General features: G+C 73.1%; 13 protein-coding genes. 5 read left to right on the forward strand and 8 right to left on the reverse strand.

Annotated features, from left to right (window positions below; all coding sequences use genetic code 11):
* The first annotated feature begins 272 nt into the window (after positions 1-272).
* Together V6U88_RS17430 and V6U88_RS17435 are read left to right on the forward strand one after the other, a co-directional pair.
* Entirely contained in the window at positions 273-1,124 is an 852-nt protein-coding gene (locus tag V6U88_RS17430) for an LLM class flavin-dependent oxidoreductase (RefSeq protein ID WP_334454255.1), read from the forward strand.
* Positions 1,121-1,546 carry a nucleoside deaminase gene (locus V6U88_RS17435; RefSeq protein WP_334454256.1) on the forward strand — a complete coding sequence of 142 codons (426 nt, stop codon included), beginning with the start codon at positions 1,121-1,123 and terminating at the stop codon, positions 1,544-1,546. Before V6U88_RS17430 ends, V6U88_RS17435 begins: the two co-directional genes overlap by 4 nt.
* Before the next feature lie 76 nt (positions 1,547-1,622).
* On the opposite strand, the gene V6U88_RS17440 is transcribed toward V6U88_RS17435, so the two are convergent.
* Positions 1,623-2,543: a DNA-3-methyladenine glycosylase family protein gene (locus tag V6U88_RS17440; protein WP_334454258.1), complete on the reverse strand. Its 921-nt coding sequence runs from the start codon at positions 2,541-2,543 to the stop codon at positions 1,623-1,625.
* Positions 2,544-3,044: 501 nt separating this feature from the next.
* On the opposite strand from V6U88_RS17440, the gene V6U88_RS17445 reads away from it, so the two are divergent.
* From V6U88_RS17445 to V6U88_RS17455, 3 genes are all read left to right on the forward strand, one after another.
* Positions 3,045-4,862 (forward strand): stealth family protein, encoded by a 1,818-nt coding sequence (locus tag V6U88_RS17445; RefSeq protein WP_334454261.1) that lies wholly within the window; start codon positions 3,045-3,047, stop codon positions 4,860-4,862.
* Between the two features lie 68 nt (positions 4,863-4,930).
* The gene (locus V6U88_RS17450; RefSeq protein ID WP_334454263.1) at positions 4,931-7,660 is read left to right on the forward strand and encodes a bifunctional glycosyltransferase/CDP-glycerol:glycerophosphate glycerophosphotransferase; all 2,730 of its coding nucleotides are present in this window, start codon (positions 4,931-4,933) and stop codon (positions 7,658-7,660) included.
* Positions 7,661-7,721: 61 nt separating this feature from the next.
* Entirely contained in the window at positions 7,722-9,488 is a 1,767-nt protein-coding gene (locus tag V6U88_RS17455; protein ID WP_334454264.1) for a stealth family protein, read from the forward strand.
* Between the two features lie 157 nt (positions 9,489-9,645).
* Here V6U88_RS17455 and V6U88_RS17460 read toward each other — a convergent pair whose 3' ends face one another.
* The 7 genes from V6U88_RS17460 to V6U88_RS17490 form a co-directional block, all read right to left on the reverse strand.
* Entirely contained in the window at positions 9,646-10,293 is a 648-nt protein-coding gene (locus tag V6U88_RS17460; RefSeq protein WP_334454265.1) for a hypothetical protein, read from the reverse strand.
* 203 nt (positions 10,294-10,496) lie between these two features.
* The gene (locus V6U88_RS17465) at positions 10,497-11,276 is read right to left on the reverse strand and encodes an anti-sigma factor family protein (RefSeq protein ID WP_334454266.1); all 780 of its coding nucleotides are present in this window, start codon (positions 11,274-11,276) and stop codon (positions 10,497-10,499) included.
* Positions 11,273-11,971 (reverse strand): sigma-70 family RNA polymerase sigma factor, encoded by a 699-nt coding sequence (locus V6U88_RS17470; protein WP_334454267.1) that lies wholly within the window; start codon positions 11,969-11,971, stop codon positions 11,273-11,275. Before V6U88_RS17470 ends, V6U88_RS17465 begins: the two co-directional genes overlap by 4 nt.
* An 80-nt stretch (positions 11,972-12,051) precedes the next feature.
* Entirely contained in the window at positions 12,052-12,909 is an 858-nt protein-coding gene (locus V6U88_RS17475; RefSeq protein ID WP_334454268.1) for a spermidine synthase, read from the reverse strand.
* Positions 12,909-13,877 (reverse strand): hypothetical protein, encoded by a 969-nt coding sequence (locus V6U88_RS17480; RefSeq protein ID WP_334454269.1) that lies wholly within the window; start codon positions 13,875-13,877, stop codon positions 12,909-12,911. The genes V6U88_RS17475 and V6U88_RS17480 overlap by 1 nt, the downstream gene beginning before the upstream one ends.
* Positions 13,878-14,011: 134 nt before the next feature.
* Positions 14,012-16,486: an SMC family ATPase gene (locus V6U88_RS17485; RefSeq protein ID WP_334454270.1), complete on the reverse strand. Its 2,475-nt coding sequence runs from the start codon at positions 16,484-16,486 to the stop codon at positions 14,012-14,014.
* On the reverse strand, positions 16,486-17,634 hold the full coding sequence (locus tag V6U88_RS17490; RefSeq protein WP_334454271.1) for an exonuclease SbcCD subunit D: 1,149 nt from the start codon (positions 17,632-17,634) through the stop codon (positions 16,486-16,488). The genes V6U88_RS17485 and V6U88_RS17490 overlap by 1 nt, the downstream gene beginning before the upstream one ends.
* Positions 17,635-17,647 lie beyond the last annotated feature (13 nt).

Genomic DNA, 17,647 nt, shown 5'->3' on the forward strand with positions numbered 1-17,647 from the left:
CGCCGACTGACCGCTGTCGGCAGGAAGCCGCACCAGCCGGTCGAGCGGGAGCCTAAGGGTGAGCCGGCCTCACCCGCAGCCGAGTATTCGGCAGCCAGACACCCGGCAGCGCGGCGACATCACGTATCGCGGTAGCCGGCGATCGCACCAGTCGCCTCCAGCCGTCCTCACCCGTTCGCTGGTGGCCGACGCGCTCAGCTTGACCCGGCGGCTGAGCTCGGCAGGGAACAGGGTGTTCACAAGCCGGATCGACGCTGGCTAGTTTGGGAGCCGTGCAGATTGGCGTGAACGTACCGAACTTCGGTCCGGGCACCGACCCGGACGTGCTGCGTCAGTGGGCGCAGACGGTCGAGGGTCTCGGCTTCGATCTGCTGATGGTCTCGGACCACATCGCGCTGACCCCGGACGTTGCCGCGCAGTATCCGGCGCCGTTCTACGAGCCGTTCACCACGCTGTCCTGGCTGGCTGGGGTGACCCGCCGGGTCCGGCTGGGCACCACGGTGCTCATCGTCCCGTACCGGCATCCGCTGCTCACCGCCCGGATGGCGGCGAACCTCAACCGGCTCAGCGGCGGCCGGCTCGTCCTCGGCGTCGGCGTCGGCTGGGCCCGGCAGGAGTTCGAGGCACTCGGCGTGCCGTTCCGGCGGCGCGGCGCGCTGACCGACGAGTACCTGCGCACCATGCGCGACGCCTGGCGGAACACCGACGACTACGACACGGGTGCGATCCCGATCTGGGTCGGCGGCAACAGCGACGCCGGCATGCGGCGCGCGGTACTGCTCGGTGATGCCTGGCACCCGCTGCGGTGCACGCCCGAGTGGCTGGCCACGGCGGCCGGGCGCCTGAAGGCCATCGCCGACGAACTCGGCCGCCCGGTGCCCGCGTTGACGCCGCGCATCGCACTCCGGGAGACCCGTGAACCGATCGCCGACCCGGACCGGCTCGCCGGTGTCGGCACCATCGACCAGATCATCGCCGACATCGACCAGATCCGTCTGCTCGGCGCGGAGACGGTGCTGCTCGACCCGTTCAACGGCGACCTGGCCGAGATCCGCCAGCCCGAACGCGCCTGGCGGACACTGGCGGCCGTGGCCGCGTACCACCAATCCCAGGAGGACCGATGACCCCCGACGACGAGAAGTTTCTCCGCCGTGCCGTGGAAATCGCCAGCCAGGCCGGGGCGTCCGGCGAACGGCCGTTCGGCTCGTTGCTGGTCGGTGCGGACGGCACCGTCCTGATCGAGGACCACAACACCGTGGTCTCCGACTCGGACATCACCGCCCACCCGGAGCTGAAGCTGGCCCGCTGGGCCGCCCGGGAACTCGCCCCCGACGTGGCGGCCGGCACCACCATGTTCACCAGTTGCCAGCCCTGCCCGATGTGCGCGACCGCGATCGACCGGTCCGGCCTCGGCCGGGTGGTGTACGCCCTGTCCAGCGAGCAGTTCGAGGAGGTCAAGCCGGCCACCCCGCCGCTGCCCCCGGTGCGGTACGAGGGGCCGGCGCTGTTCGACGAGGCGCGCCAGCCGATCGACAACTATTACTAGTCAGGGCGCGTCTGAATGCCTGGTAAGTAAGGGTTTCAGGTGTGTTGGCGGCGGGTCATGACGATGATCATGGACCTCAGAAGCGGGCGAAGGAGCGGATGGGGGCGCGGGGGCCGAACTTCGGGGCCTGGATGCCGGCGGCTTCCAGGAGGCCGCAGACCCGGCCACGGTGGCCGCGGAAGGGCTCCAGCAGGGTGAGCATCCGGGCGTCGTCGCCGCGCGCCTCGCCGGCCAGCGCCCAGGCGACCGTGTTCGGCACGTGGTAGTCGCCGACGCTGACCGCGTCCGGGTCGCCGTACGCGATCCGCACCACCTCGGCGGCGGTCCAGGGGCCGATTCCGGCGATCGCGGTCAGCCGCCGGGTGGCCTCGGCGCTGTCCGCGCAGCGTTCCAGCCGGTCGGCGACGGCGGCGGCCCGGCGCAGCGTGTCGGCCCGGCGCTGCTCCACCCCGAACGGGTGGAACACCCAGTACGGCGCTGCCGCCACCACCTCCGGCCCGGGCGGCAGCAGCAGCGGCTGCATCGGCCCCGGTGCCGCCTCACCGAAGTGCCGCACGGTCGCCGCGTACGCCCGGTACGCCTCCTTGCCGGTCACCTTCTGCTCGAAGATGGCCCGCAGCAGCCGGGGGAAGACCTGGCCGGTGGCGGGCATCCGGCGCCCCCGGTGCTGGGCGGCCAGCCGGGCCACCAGCGGGTGCGCGGCGGCCAGCTCGGCGAACCCGGTGAGGTCGTCGCGCAGCCCGGCGATCGCGTCGGCGCGCTCGACCACCCAGTCCGCCCCGGGGCCGTACCCCTCGGCCAGCAGTTCCCCGCCGGCGGAGCGCAGCGTCAGGGTGGCCGGGCCGGCCGGGGTGCGGGTGGCGTACCAGAAGGTGCCGGCGGCGATCCGCGCGCACGGGTCGTACGGGCTGAAGGTGAGCGACCGGACGGAGGCGGCCAGCCGGTAGTCGGCCGGCGGGCGCAGCGCCCGGCGCGCGGCGGGCTCGGTCCAGGTCACCAGCCCACTCTGCCACCTCGGGTTGTCGGCAGGCGGAAGAGGTACGTGCCGGCGGTCCGGTGGGAGAGCTCAGCGGACAGTTTCCGCCTGCCCGTCCTGGTGCGGATCCACCACCTGAACGGCCAGGATTTTTCCGGCAAGTGCTACAAATCCATATTTCGTCAACATGGCAGCATGCCGTTCCGCCCCCCTCCGCCGAATCTTTGGTTTCTCGGCGGTGAACTCGCTGCTAACGTGCCACCTGCGCTGGCTGGAGTCCCGTCTCGGGAGCAGGCCGCCGGTACGGATCGTGCGGGTCACACCTGCTCGGGAGACGGCTTACCGCCTGTCCCTGTCCGACCTTCCGGCAGCGCAACGGGGGCTCTGGAGAGAGGCATGCGGTGATGGCTGCTCGTGCGGTTGTTCGGCCGGAGCAGGTCGTGTGCGGCGTTTCGCCCCGCCACCACCAGCACTGACGATGGTCATCGACGAGATGGCCGCCCGACCGGAACGGCCAGCAGCATGATCGCCCTGCGCGTCTACCGCCTCCTCCCGCCCGCCGCTCGGCGCCGGCTGTTCGACCTGCTTCCCGCGCACCGGCGGCTCCGCCTCGTGCGTACCTTCACCCGCCCGCGCGGCGGTGACATGGTGCACCCGGTCGGCGCTCGGGTGAGCGTCGCCGACGGTGGCGTCCGCACCGAGGCCGAGGTGGTCGCCGGGGCGACCCCGCTGCAGATGTGGCACCGCAACCTGATCGCCGTCACCTCCACGCTGGAATCGGCCGGGATTGAGTACCACTGCCTGCGCAACGACGACTACCTGCGTAGCTCCGTGGCCATCCTGGTCGACCAGCGGGACGCCGTGCGTCGCCTGGTCCGGTCCGCACCGGGGTTGTCGGGCGCGCACGTACGCACCGTCGAGGTGCAGCCCGGGCGGAACCAGCCGGACCTCGCCCCGGCCGAGGTGATCCAGGTGTGGTTCCCGGTGACCGACGCCCGGGCGGGCGTGGTCCTGGGGGCCCAGTTCGCCTGCGAGATCGAGTTCTGGACCCGGGTGGGTGACGTCGTCCGGGCACCACGGCACAACGCGGTGATCGACGAGGCGCCGGCCCGGGCCGAGCCGGTACGCGTGGCCGCGGCCCTGCTCAGCCACTTCGTTCCCGAGGCGGACGACCACACCTACGGCACCCGCCGTGATCTCACCGTCCGCGCCCCGGACCGGGTGGGCTTCCCGATCGACGCCGTCTACACCTGGGTGGACGGCTCGGATCCGGAATGGCTCAAGCGCAAGATGGCCGCGCTCAGTGCTCCCGACGCGCCGCGGCACGCGGTGGCGGCGAACTCGTCGCGCTACCACAACCGGGACGAACTGCGGTATTCCATGCGGTCGCTGCACGGCTTCGCGCCCTGGCTGCGACGGATCTTCCTGGTCACCGACAGCCAGCTGCCGAGCTGGCTCGACCCGACCCACCCGATGATCACCGTCGTCACGCACGCCGAACTCTTCGCCGATCTCGGCGGCCGGTCGTCGTTCAACTCGCACGCCATCGAGTCCCGGCTGCACCGCATCGAGGGCCTGGCGGAGCACTTCCTCTACCTCAACGACGACGTCTTCCTCGGCCGGCCGCTGCTCCCGACCCACTTCTTCCATGCCAACGGGATCGCGAAGTTCTTCCTCTCCCCGGCGCAGTTCGGGCTGGGCGAGGCGAGGGCCAGTGACCCGCCGGTGAACGCGGCCGGCAAGAACAACCGCCGGCACATCCAGCGGCTCTTCGGCGTGACCATCACACAGAAGATGAAGCACACTCCGTTTGCCCTGCGGCGCAGCATCATGCACCAGATCGAGCAGATGTTGCACGCGGACGTGACGGAGACGGCACGGCACCAGTTCCGCCACCACGGCGACCTGTCGATTCCGTCCTCCCTGCACCAGTACTGGGCGTACCTGACCGCGCAGGCGGTGCCGGGCGACATCGAGTACGAGTACGCGGACCTCGGTCACCCCTCGACGCCCGCCCGCCTCGCCGAGCTGCTGACCCGTCGGCACCGCGATGTGTTCTGCCTCAACGACACCGACTCGGATCCCGAGGCCTTGGCGGAGCAGGAGAGCATGCTGGCTGACTTCCTGCCGCGTTACCTGCCCTTCCCGGCGCCCTTCGAGCTGCCGGACGACGTGGTGGCGGAGCGCAGGAAGCTGGGGGCCACGGCCCTGTGGCGCCGGTCCTTCCAGTCCGTCCCGGGCAGCCGCCGGGCCGCCCCGATCGACGCGCCGACCCTGCCGAACAACATGCTCCAGACGGTCACCGACTTCAAGGCCCTCCTGGTGCGCCCGGACGGCTGATTCCGCGTGCCCCCTCGCCAGTCGAATTCGTCACCGCTGCCCGTTCACCATCCTCAGTGGAGCCCAGTGTGGTAGGCCCTGCCCCCCAGGTAACGATCATCGTCCCGGTCTACAACGTCGAGGACTACCTGCCCGAGACGCTCGAATCGATCGCGGCGCAGACCGTGTTCGAGCGGTGCCGCGTCATCCTGGTCGACGACGGCAGCACCGACGCCTCGGTGCTGCTGGCGAAGCAGTTCGCTGCGGAGCACCCGAACGTCACCGCGATCCAGCAGGAGAACAGCGGGCCGGGCGCGGCCCGGAACCTGGCGCTGGACATGGCGGACACGCCGTACGTCGCGTTCGTCGACTCCGACGACATCCTGCCGCCGCGTGCCATCGAGGTGCTGCTCAACGCGATCGTGGCGAACAAGGCGAGCATGGCCGTCGGCGACATGGACACGTTCCCCAAGCCCACCCCCTTCCTCTGGAAGAAGCCCTTCGGCAAGGGCGACCGGCTGTTCGAGACGGTGGTCGACGCGCCCGACCTGATCTTCGACGCCGGCCCGTGCCACAAGCTCTACGACCTTGCCCAGCTCCGGGCGCACGGCCTGCGGTTCCGCGAGGGGGTCCACTTCGAGGACGCCTTCCTGGCCATCCCCATGCTGCTCAAGGCGGAGCGCATCGCACTGGTCGACGAGGTGGTCTACAAGTACCGCAAGCGGGCGGTCAACAGCTCCATCATGGACAATCTGTTCGTCCGGGAGCAGAACTTCTGGGATCATCTGGAACTCTGCGAGACCCTCGCGGAGCTTCGTTCCGAGCTGGACGTGTTCCGCCGCGAGGTGCTCGAACGCTTTCTCGTTCGCAGCTACCAGGGCTTCGCCATGCGGGCGCACGACCTCTTCGAGGACGCCGACCTGTGGAAGATCTTCGACCGGTGCAGTCGGATCTACCACGACATCGACCCGTCCTTCATCGCGCGTTGGACGCTGGACACCCGGCACCGGGTGGCGTACCTGGCCTTCAAGTCGTACGACTTCGAGCTGTTCGCCCGGCCCTGGGAGCGGCTGCGGGGTGTCGTCGCCTGCGGCGGTGACCTGCACCTCGACTACCCGGTCACCCCGGCGTTGCTGCCGCTGACCAAGGTGACCGCCGTGGGGGCGCGGCTGGAGCAGGTGCTTCTCTCGCCCTCGGGGGACACGCTCAAGGTGTCCGGGCACATGGTGATCAACGGGCTGCCGATGCGGGCCCCGATGGCCACGCCGCTCGGGCTGCGGGTGCGGGGCAGCAACCTGACCGCGCCGGTCACCGTCGAGAGGCGGGCCGACCTCAAGGCGGGTGACGACAACCGGGAGTGGAGCGGCTTCTCGGCCGAGATCCCGGTGGACAAGCTCCGCAGGGGGCAGCACCATTTCCGGCTCGTGTTCCTGACCGAGACCGGCCAGGCCTCCCGGCAGTGCCTGATCTCCGCCGCCTTCCTGCGGGACGCCACGACGAAGGTGGCTGGCGACACCCGGGTCCTGCCCACCTTCACCGGGCGGGAGAACGCGGCGCTGCTGGTGCAGCGGGGGGGCGGGGCCGCGGGGCGGCGGCGGTGGCGGCGACTCATGCTGCGCAAGGACCTGCGGCACATCGCCTCGCGGGCCCCCTTCTGGAAGCAGCGCCTGCTCCGCCTGCTCACGGCTCCGCTGATGGCCCGGCGGGACGTATGGCTGATCGGCGAGCGCAGGGACACGGCGCAGGACAACTCCTCGCACCTGTTCCGGCACCTCCGCCAGGTGGAGCGCAGGCGCAACGTCTACTACCTGCTGGCGAAGGAGAGCGCTGACCGTCAGCGGCTGCGCGGGCTGGGCAACGTCGTCACCCACGGCTCCTTCCGGCACAAGTTCCTGATGCTGCACGCCACCAAGCTGATCAACTCGTATGACATCGACGCCTACATGTTGCCGGAGCGTTGGGAGCGGTCGCCGTTCCTGAAGCACCTGAACTGGCGGATCGCCTCGTCCCGGGTCTTTCTCCAGCACGGCGTGACCGAGAAGGACGTGAGCGCCGGCCTGCACCGGGGCAGGGGTTCCTTCGACCTCTTCGTGGCCTCGGCGCACCGGGAGGCCGAGTACGTCGCGAAGGAACTCGACTACGGGGACATGGTGAAGACCACGGGCATGCCCCGGTTCGACGCGCTGGTCCCGGACCGGGGCAGGCGGCGGATCCTGTTCATGCCCACCTGGCGTACGTACCTGGTGACCCCGTCGTACAACAGCTCCGCCCGACCTCGGGTGGCCTTCGACGGATCGGCCTACCAGGTCTTCATCGCGGAGCTGTTCGGCAGCGAGCGGCTGCGGCAGGCGCTGCGCCGGCACGGCTACGTGCTGGAGTTCCTGCCGCACTACGAGATGCGCTCGCTGCTGACCGACGTCGTCCCGGCCGACGACTGCTTCGCCATGGCGGACCAGACGACCCGCACCGTGCAGGACGCGCTGCGCCAGTGTGACCTGTTCATCACGGACTACTCGTCCACCGCCTTCGACGTCGCCTACCTCGGCACCCCGCTGATCTACGCGCAGTTCGACGAGGAGGAGTTCTTCACCGTCGGCGGTTACAAGAAGGGCTACTTCGAGGCCCGAAAGGACGGGTTCGGCCCGGTCTGCGAGACCGCGGAGGAGACCGTCGACGCCATCGTCGGCTATCTGGAGAACGGGTGCGTCCGCGAGGAGGAGTACTCGCGCCGGGCGGCCGACTTCTTCGCTGTCCAGGATCGGAACAACTGCCAGCGCGTCGCCGACGCCATCGCCGCGCTGCCGGGGCCCCAGCAGTGATCCGGCGACACGTCCTCGTACGGCGGTCGGCGACCGGGGCGGGCGGATCAGGAGGACAGCCGTGACCGAGCCCGGGCCGAGGCCGGCCGAGACCCCACCGGCGCTCGCGGAGCCGTCGGGGCTCGTCGACGTGTACCGCCGGGTGCTGAGCCCGCAGACGCGCCGCGCCATCGCGACCAGGGTGAGTCCGCGGGCCCGGCACCAGTTGAAGCAGTGGGTCGCCCGGGCGTCGGGCAACAGCGCGGCCTCCGGACGCCAGGGCGAGCGGATCGCGAGGCGGCAGCCGCAGTTGCTGGCCGGAGGCGACCGGGTGGTCGTCACCGCCGACCGCGCACCCCGCATCGCCCAGGTCGACGCGGCCCTCACCCCGCTGCGCGCCCGGGAGGCGAACCTCACCGCCGTCGCGGCGGCCCTCCACGAGGCCGGCGTGGACCACTTCCGGGTGCGAGGCAGGGCGGACCTCGCCTCGGTGGTCGGCGTCGACGACGCGGACCGGGAACGGGTGTACGCCGCACTCGCCGCCGCCTGCGCCCGGGTTCCCGGCTATGTCACCGTGCCACGTACCCACGCCGAGCGACCTCCGGCGGCGGGCTTCGAGCCGCGCACCTGGGAACGCCTGGCAGACGCTCCGGTCGTCCGGCTCACCTGGTACCGCACCGACCCCCGGCACCGGCTCGTGCTCGGCCAGGCGTACGGGTGCGAGGTCGAGTTCTGGACCAGGCAGGGCGACGAGCTCGTCGCTCCCCGCCCGAACCCGGTGGCCGAGCGGGTCCAGGTGTCGGCGCCGCCGGTGCTGACCTCCGAGTCGCTCTTCACCGGCCTGGTGCCGCCGACCGCCACGACGACGGCGCGAACCCGGCACGAGTTCGCCGGACGGCAGCCCGAAGACGTCGCCTTTCCGGTCGACGTCGTCTACACCTGGGTGGACGGTGCGGACCCGGAGTGGCTGCGCCGTCGCGCGGCGATCGCCGGCGTCCCGTACCACGCCGAGGCGGCGAGCGCGGCTCGCTTCCTCAGCCGTGACGAACTGCGCTACTCGCTGCGGTCACTGCACCAGTTCGCGCCCTGGGTACGCCAGGTCTACCTGGTGACCGACGACCAGGTGCCGGAGTGGTTGGATCAGTCGGCGCCGGAGATCCGGGTGGTCAGCCACCGGGAAGTCTTCGCCGACCCGTCCGTGCTGCCGACCTACAACTCGCACGCCATCGAGAGCCAGCTGCACCACATCGACGGGCTCTCCGAGCACTTCCTCTACCTGAACGACGACGTCTTCCTCGGCAGTGAGGTGCTGCCCCGCGACTTCTTCCTGGCCAACGGCATCTCCCGGTTCTTCCCGTCGCCGGCCCTGGTGCCGCCCGGCGCCCCGACCGCGGAGGACATCCCCTCCTCGGCGGCGGGCAAGAACAACCGCGCCCTGATCGCCGAGCGCTTCGGCACCGTGCTCACCCGGAAGATGAAGCACATGCCCCACGCGCTGCGACGCAGCGTGCTGTACGAGATCGAGGAGACCTTCCCGGCGGCGCACCGGGTCACCGCCGGCAACCGGTTCCGCAGCATGGCGGACATCTCCATCGCCTCGTCGCTGCACCACTACTACGCGTTCCACACCGGCCGGGCGGTGCCGGGGGAGCTGCGCTACACCATCGCCGAGTTGTCCCACCCCGACACGCCCGCGCGGCTGGCGCATCTGCTCGCCCGCCGGGACCGCCACGTCTTCTGCCTGAACGACGCCTTCTCCACCGAGGCGGACCTGGCCGCGCAGGTGGCCATGCTGACGCCCTTCCTGGACACCTACTTCCCGGTGCCCAGCCCCTGGGAGAAGCGCTGACCGGTACGAGATCGTGGCGCCGACCCGGGTGGGTCGGCGCCACGACCGTCGGACGCGCGGCGCTGCCGGTGCGCCGCCGCTTCCGCACCTGTGACGATGGCCGGCCGCGCCCTCCCCGGCTGCGACCGGCCACCGTGTCCCGGTTGGTGGTGGGAGATCAGTACGTGTAGCCGGAGCTGCCCGCGTCCGAGCCGGCCGCCGGCGGGGCAACCGCCTTCGGCGTGCCGGTCGGCAGGCAGGTCAGGTTCTTCTTGCCGTTCGGGTCCACCACGAACCAGGTGCCGCCGACGCCCTGGCCCTTCCACTGGCCGGGCTTCTTGTCACCGATGTAGCGGTAGACCGGCCAGCCGCCGATGGTGATCTGCCGGGTGCCGTCCTGGCGGGTGACGGTGCCGACCTTGTCGTCGGAGACGCCCTGCAGCTGCGGGTTGCCGTCGGTCAGCGCGGGCGGCCACACCTGGGCGCACTTGTCCACGCAGTTCGACGACGGCGGATCGTCGGAGTCCTTGTCGAAGCGGTAGAGGATCCAGCCCTCCTGGTCGGTGACCACGTTGCCCATCCGGGCGACCTTCTTGCCGACCAGCTGGTCGGTCAGGCGCACGTCGGCGGGGGGCGGCGCCTGCTCGGCGCCGGGAGCTTCGGCGGAGGCGGAGGCCTCCGGTTCGACCGCCGCGGTGGGCTCGGCCGCGGCGACGGCGACCGGCTCGGCAGCGCTGGAGTTCGCCCCGTCGTAACCCGCGGGAGCGCAGGCCGTAAGTGCGACCATCGCGCTCGCGACGATGACGGTTCGCTTCATCTGTGCCACGTGCCCTCCTCATTCTTGGCAGTTCACCGAGTAGTACGGAGGGTCCACTGTCAAGGTTGAACGATTGACAGTGAGCAATTTCACTCGAACCCGGTTGAACCGTTCAAGGTCCCCGTACGTGTGCAGGCACGTCGACGCCGACCCCGGAAAGCCGAAACGGCGTCGGCCCACGCGGGGCCGACGCCGATCGGGACTGCGACGGATCAGGGGACGACGGTCACCAGCGGGCTGGCCACCCCGTTCGCGTCCACCGACTGCACCTGCACCTTGGCGATGTCGCTGGGCGGCGCCGAGGTCGACGCCTCCAGCTGGAGGTCCTGCGGGTTGGTGTTGGTGCCGTAGCCGGTGCCCGGCACCGACCACGTGGAGATCACCTCGGTGGTGGCGTTCTTGCGCACCACCACCAGCCGGCAGGTGCGCGGCCCGGGCAGCCGGGTCAGGTTGAACCCGATCCAGGTGCCGTACTCCTTGCGGGCCAGCCACATGGTGGCCTTCACCCCGGTGCTGCCGTCGGTGGCGTCGTGCTGCTCACCCTCGATCTCGTTGCCGCCGACCGCAGGGCCCGAGCGGGTCGGCTGCGGGCTCGACGGCCCGTCCGCCGGCACGGTCACGGTCGGCCCGGCGATCACCCGGTCGCCGCCGCCACCGCCGTTGAGGGAGGCCACCCCCAGGCCGCTCAGCGCGCCGACCGCCACCACCGCGGCCGCGGTGGCGAAGACCCGGCGGAACTGGGCGCGCCGCCGGTGGGTGCGCACCGCGACGAGGGTACGGTCCAGCAGGGCCGGATCGGTGGCGGTGTGCTCCATCGCCATCATCGTCTCGCCGTCGATGTCGGAGAGCAGCCCCACCACCGGGACCATCGTCTCCAGCTCCGCGGCGCAGGCCCAGCACGTGGCGAGGTGCTCCTCGAACCGTTCGGTGTCCTGCTCGTCCAGCACGCCGAGCGCGTACGCGGCGACGTCCATGTGGTCTGCCCGGCTCATTCCGTCACCCCCCTCTCCTGCAGAGCCGTGCGCAGCGCGCGCAGCGCGTAGTAGACCCGCGACTTGGCGGTGCCGAGCGGAAGGCCCAGCTCCTCGGCCGCCTCCGGCACCGTGCGGCCCCGGAAGTACGTGGCCACCAGGATCTCCCGGTGCGACTGACTCAGCGTACGCAGCGCGTCGGCGACCGTCATGGTGCGCAGCACCCGGTCGGTGCTGTCCGACTCGGCGAACGCGGTCAGGTCCCGGTCGTACGTCTCCGCCGGCCGGGCCTGCTCGCTGCGGTGCTCGTCGATGGCGATCCGCCGGGCCACCGTCACCAGCCACGGCCGCAGCGACCCCTGGCCCTGCACGCCGAGGCGGTGCGCGTTGCGCCAGGCCCGCAGCAGGGTCTCCTGCACGATGTCCTCGGCGCGCTGCCGGTCACCCCCGGTCAGCCGCATCACGAACATCAGCAGCGGCCCGGCGTGCTCGGCGTAGAGCAGCCGGACGAGCTGATCGGAATGACTGGCCTCGGGGGACGCCGCCTGGTGGCGTCCGGGCGCCGGTCGCGGCGTCACCGGGCCATTCTGGCGATCGGCGGGGCCCGCGTCGACCCCCCGGCCCGACCTCGAGGCACGGGACTGGGGCTGGGCCCGGGCGAACATCCACCCTGGCCTGGCCATCTCACCGTGCAAGCCGGCCGCGACCGCGTGCATGCAGACCTCCTGGTGCCTATCGACATCAGCCGGCCCACGGGGAGGGCCGCCCCGTGATACGTGCGGTTCGGCCCAGCGGATCAACGACGTACCGAAAAAATTCCCGGCGGCGGCGGGGTGGAGTCGGTGGCGTCGGCGTCACGCACCACCGGCGCGCCCCCGGCGAACCGGTCGAGCTCCGCGCCGGCCACCACCCGGCCGGGGAACCAGTCCCCGGCGGCGCGCCGGGTCAGCTCCGGCACCGGCGGCTCGACCCGGCCCGCGACCAGCACCAGGTTGCCGTACCGGCGCCCGCGCAGCACCGCCGCGTCGCCGACCAGGCAGGCCCGGGGCAGCACCGAGCGGACGGTGGCCACCTGGGCGCGGGCGTGCCGCAGCGGCGGGCCGTCGGCGAGGTTGGCCAGGTACCAGCCGGACGGGGCGAGCACCCGGGCCACCTCGGCGGCGTACTCGACCGAGGTCAGGTGTGCCGGGGTGCGCGCACCGGCGAACACGTCGGCGACCACCACGTCGTACGCGGCGTCCCGGGTGGACGCGAGGGTCGCGCGGGCGTCGGCCACCCGGACCTTCAGCCGGGGATCGGCGGGCCAGGGCAGCGCCCGCCGCACCAGGTCCACCAGTGCGCCGTCCACCTCGGACACCCGCTGGGTGGAGCCGGGGCGGGTGGCCTGGACGTAGCGGGGCAGGGTCAACGCGCCGCCGCCCAGGTGCAGCACCCGCAGCGGCGCGCCGGCCGGGGCGAGCAGGTCGAGCGCCGCGCCGAGCCGGCGGACGTACTCGAACTCCAGGTGGGTCGGGTCGGCCAGGTCCACGTGCGACTGCGGGGCGCCGTCGAGCAGCAGCGTCCACGACCGGGGCCGGTCCGGGTCCGGCACCAGCTCCGCCTCGCCGGTGTCGACGGTGGCGACGACCCGGTCGTCCCCACGGCGGCGGCCCATCAGCGGCCCGCCGTGCCGACCCGGGTGGCCATGGTCAGCGCCCGGTGCAGCAGCCGGGCGTCGCCGAGCAGGCCGCGCAGCCGCCGCTCCAGCCCGGCGATCGGCACCAGGTTCTGCGGGGCACGCGGGTCCTTGTACGGCGAGGAGGCGAACCGGGGCAGCGTCACCAGCGACAGGTCGGCCAGCGCGATCGCCTCCTCCGGCGGCAGCTCCGCCGAGCACTCCATCCGGACGATGCCGGCCCAGGGCGCGCCGAGCGCCACCGGCAGGCGCAGATACCAGGACCAGCCGCCCCAGGCGGTGCCGAGACGGAACACCGGCGAGCGTTCGCCCGGCCGCAGCCCGGTGACCACCGCGGTGAGCCGGGCGTCGAGGTACTGACTGTGCTGGGTCTTGATGTAGCCGAGGGTGCGCGGCAGCTGGCGCCGGCTGCGCAGCGGCCCGTCCACCACCAGCAGGTCGCCGTCCACCCGCGCGGCGTCGGAGACCGCCACCTCCAGCGCGGTCAGCGGCCCCTGCACCGCCGCCGGAAGCTTGCTCAACTCGCCCGTGCCGCCCACCCGGTGCACCGGGTAGCGGACCCGCCCGCACACCACCTCCTGGGCGGACGGGCTGGCCGTGAAGAGCCCCCGCCCGACCTGCGCCCCGGCCAGCTCCGCCGCGCCCTTCTCAAGGTCGCAGCGGACCACCCCGGCCGCGTACGAGGCGGCGATGCCGGGGAACGAGGCGCCGTCCTCCTCCGCCGTCCAGACGCTGGCGTCGATCCGGCGTACCCCGTCGACGAGCAGCACCACGTCCGGCGCCCGCAGGCCCGCGCGGGGGCCGATCGCCCGCCAGTCCACCGCCGGCAGCTCGACGTCCGCCTCGACCTGGGCGCTGCTCGGCGCCGCCGGCCCGCCCACCGACGCCTCGAAGGAGGCCCCGTACGACGGATCCCAGGCGTCGACGAAGAGCCGCGGCCCGGTCACGCCGCCCCCCTCGCGCTCACAGGGCTGCCTCTTCGTTCGCGACTGCGGGGCTCCGCTGCGCTGCACTCCTCGCGCTCACAGGGCTGCCTTTCCGTTCGCGACTGCGGGGCTCCGCTGCGCTGCACTCCTCGCGCTCACAGGCCGGTCCGTTCGACGCGGGCCGTGCGGGCGTCCTTGCGGACCTCGTAGCGCACCGGGATCCGCTCGGCCAGCGCCGGCACGTGGGTGACCACGCCGACCATCCGGTCGCCCCGGGCGGCCAGGCTCTCCAGGGTGGCGGCCACCGTGTCCAGGGTCGCCGCGTCAAGCGTGCCGAAGCCCTCGTCCAGCACGATCGACTCCAGGGTGGCCGCGGTGGTGGACATCCCGGCGAGCTGCTCGGAGAGCGCCAGCGCCAGCGCCAACGACGCCTGGAACGTCTCCCCGCCGGAGAGGGTGCGCACGCCCCGGCGCAGCCCCGCGTCGTGGTGGTCGACCACGGCGAACTCGCCCTTGTCGTGGACCAGGTCGTACTGGCCGTTGGAAAGCTCGCGCAGGATCCGGGAGGCACCGTCGACCAGCAGGTCGAGCGCCTCGGCGAGCAGCCACCGCTCGAAGTTGTTGGCCCGCAGGTGCCCGGCGAGCGCCCGCGCCGTGCGGGCCTGCCGCTCGTGCTCGTCCCGCTGCCGGCGCAGCTCATCGGCCTGCTCGCGGCGCTCCTCGATCCGCCGCCGGTCCGCCTCGGCCCGTTCCGCGGCGACCGCGACCGCGTGTACCGGGTCCTCGGCGGGGGGCAGCCCGGCCGCCGACAGCAGACCGGAGATCCGCTCCTCCACGGCCTCGGCCGCCGCCTGCGCCTCGGCCACCGCCTCGGCCAGCCCGACCCGTTCCGCCCGCCGCCGCTGCGCCTGCTCGGCGGCCCAGTCGACCAGGGTGGCCCAGGCGGCGGCGACGTCGTCCCGGTCGGTGGCCGGCGGGCCGAAGCGGGCCAGCTGGTCCCGGGCGGTGTCGAAGCCGCGCCAGGCGGCGCGCAGCCGCTCCTGCGCCGCGTCCAGCGCGCCCCGGGCCCGCCGGGCGGCGTCCCGGCCGGCGCGCACCGCCCCGGCCGCCTCGTCCAGGGCCCGGCGCAGCCGGGCGTGCTCGTCCAGCGCCGCGCGCAGCGCCGTCGGCGCCGCCGCGTCGGTGAGCTGACCGTCCAGTTCGGCGAGCCGGGCCGCGAGCTGGTCGTGCCGGGCCCGGGCGTGCACCAGCACCCGCTCCAGGTCGCGAGCCGCGGCGTCGCGCTCCTGCACCAGCGCCTGCGCCGCCTTGCTGGCCGCCCGCGCCGCCTTGCCGGCGGCGGTCGCCGCCGCCACCGCCGAGCCGGCCGGCACCGCCGGCACCCGCGCCACCGTCTGCTCGCACACCGGGCAGGTGCCCCCGTCGGCCAGGTGCGCCCGCAGGGCGACGGCCTGGTCGGTGGCCTTGGCCTCCTCGTGGGCCCGGAACGCCGCCTCCAGCTCCGCCTCCGCCCGGGCCGACGCCTCCCGCGCCGCCGTCAGGGCCGCCACCGCCGCGTCGTGCTCCCGCTGCGCCTCGGCGACCGCCGCGCGGACCGTCTCGGCCTCGCCGGTCAGCCGCTCCCGGTCGGCGTACGCCCGCAGCAGCAGCCGCAGCGTGCTCTCGTCGCCGGCGCCGGCCAGCTCGCCGCGCAGCTTCTCCTCGCGCTCCTCGGCCAGCGTCACCGCGGCCGCCGCCTCGTCGGCCGCCGACCGGGCGGTGCTCACCGCCCGCGCCACCTCGGCGACCCCGTCCGGCGCGCGCACCCCGGTCAGCCCGGCCAGGTCGGCGTCGAGGTCGGCCAACGCCGTCGTCGCCGCCCGGACCGCCGCCCGTGCGCTCTCCCGCTCGGGTACGGCCGACCCGACCGCCCCGGACAGCTCGCGCATCCGGTCGACCTGCGCGGTCGCGGCGGCCAGCGCCGCGTCGTCGACGTCGGTCAGCCCGGCGAGCACCTTGTCCACCGCGGCCAGCCCCGCCTCGGCCTGCCCGGCCCGCTCGGTGGCGCGCTTCTGCACCTCCTCGTAGACGCCGAGGCCGAGCAGGTTGACCAGGATCTGCTGGCGGGTGGCCGGCTTGGCGTGCAGGAAGTCGGCGAACTGCCCCTGCGGCAGCACCACGCAGGAGGTGAACTGCTCGTACGGCAGCCCGACCGCCTCCAGCACCGCCTGCTCCATCTCGGCCGGCGTCCCGGCGACCACCTCGCCCAGGTCCTCCGGGCTCAGCCCGGTGTCCAGCTTGGTGACGTCGAAGCCGGCCGGCATCAGCTGCAACCCGGCGTTGGCCGTCTTGACGTTGCCCCGGCCGTCCCGGCGGACCACCCGGGTGGCCACGTAGCGGGCGCCGGCGGACTCGAAGACCAGCCGGACCCGCGCCTCGGTGGCCGACGGGGCGAGCGCGTTGGCCAGGCCCCGCGTGCCGCCCCAGCGGGGGACGGTGCCGTAGAGGGCGAAGCAGATCGCGTCCAGCACCGTCGACTTGCCGGAGCCGGTGGGGCCGACCAGCGCGAAGAAGTCCGCGTCGGTGAAGTCGACCGTGGTCTCGTCGCGGAAGACGGTGAAGCCCGCCATGTCCAGGCGCATCGGGCGCATCAGCGATCGACCTCCTCGAAGAGCTCGTCGAAGAGCTCCCGCACGCCGTCGTCGTCGTGGCCCCGGCTGCCCAGGTAGTCGGCGAAGAGTTCGCGGGGGGAGCGGCCGGCCCGCTGGGCGACCCGGGTGCCGCTGCCCGGCGCCGGGACCAGCTCCGGGTCGATGCGGATCTCCAGCGCGCGGGGGAGCAGCTCCTGCACCTCCTCGCGCAGCCCGGCCCGGGGCTGCTCGCGGACGAACACCCGCAGCCAGCCCTCCGGCGGGGTCAGCTCGGCCAGCTGGGCGAGCGTGCCCCGGACCGTGCGCAGCGGCACCGCCGCCGGCACCGGCACCTCGCGGACCTGGGCGGCGGTGCGCGCGGTGACCTCCACCACCGTCACCGAGCAGACGTTCTCCTGCTCGCCGAAGTCGACCGCCAGCGGGCTGCCGCTGTAGCGGATCGGGCAGGGCCCGATCACCCGCTGCGAGCGGTGCAGGTGGCCCAGCGCCACGTAGTGGGCGTTGCCCGGGAAGACCGTCGCCGGCACGGCGTAGCCGAGCACGGTGTGCGCGTCGCGCTCGCCGCCGCCGGTGGTCGCCCCGACCACGGTGACGTGGGCGGTGACCAGGTGGACCCGGTCGGGCTCGGTGAACCCCTCGGTGAGCCGGCCGAGGACCCGGCCCAGGTGGTCGGCGTAGGTCTGGGTCGCCTCGGCGGCGGTCAGCTCGTACATCTCCACCGCGCGCACGGCGTAGCGCTGGGAGAGGAAGGGCAGCGCGGCGAGCTGCCAGCGCTCGCCGTCGCGGGTGACCCCGTCGATGACGTGCTCGGCCGGGTTCTCCCGGACGCTGCCGCGCAGCGTGATGCCGGCCGCGTCGGCCCACGGCCGCAGCGCGTCCAGGGCCTGGCCGTTGTCGTGGTTGCCGCCGATCGCCACCACGTCGGCGCCGGTGCGGCGCAGCGCGGTCAGCGCCCGGGTGACCAGCCGGGTCGCCTCCGGGCTGGGGGCGGCGGTGTCGTAGAGGTCGCCCGCGACGACGACCAGGTCGGGACGCTCGGCGGCGGCGATCTCGATGACCCCCGCCAGCACCTGCTTGTGCTCGTCGGCGCGGGACTGCCCCTTGAGCACCTTGCCGACGTGCCAGTCCGAGGTGTGCAGGATCTTCATGGCTGTGCGCCCC

Origin of the sequence: Micromonospora sp. CPCC 205739, assembly GCF_036906795.1 — a bacterium.
In the GTDB taxonomy this organism is placed as follows: Bacteria; Actinomycetota; Actinomycetes; order Mycobacteriales; family Micromonosporaceae; genus Micromonospora.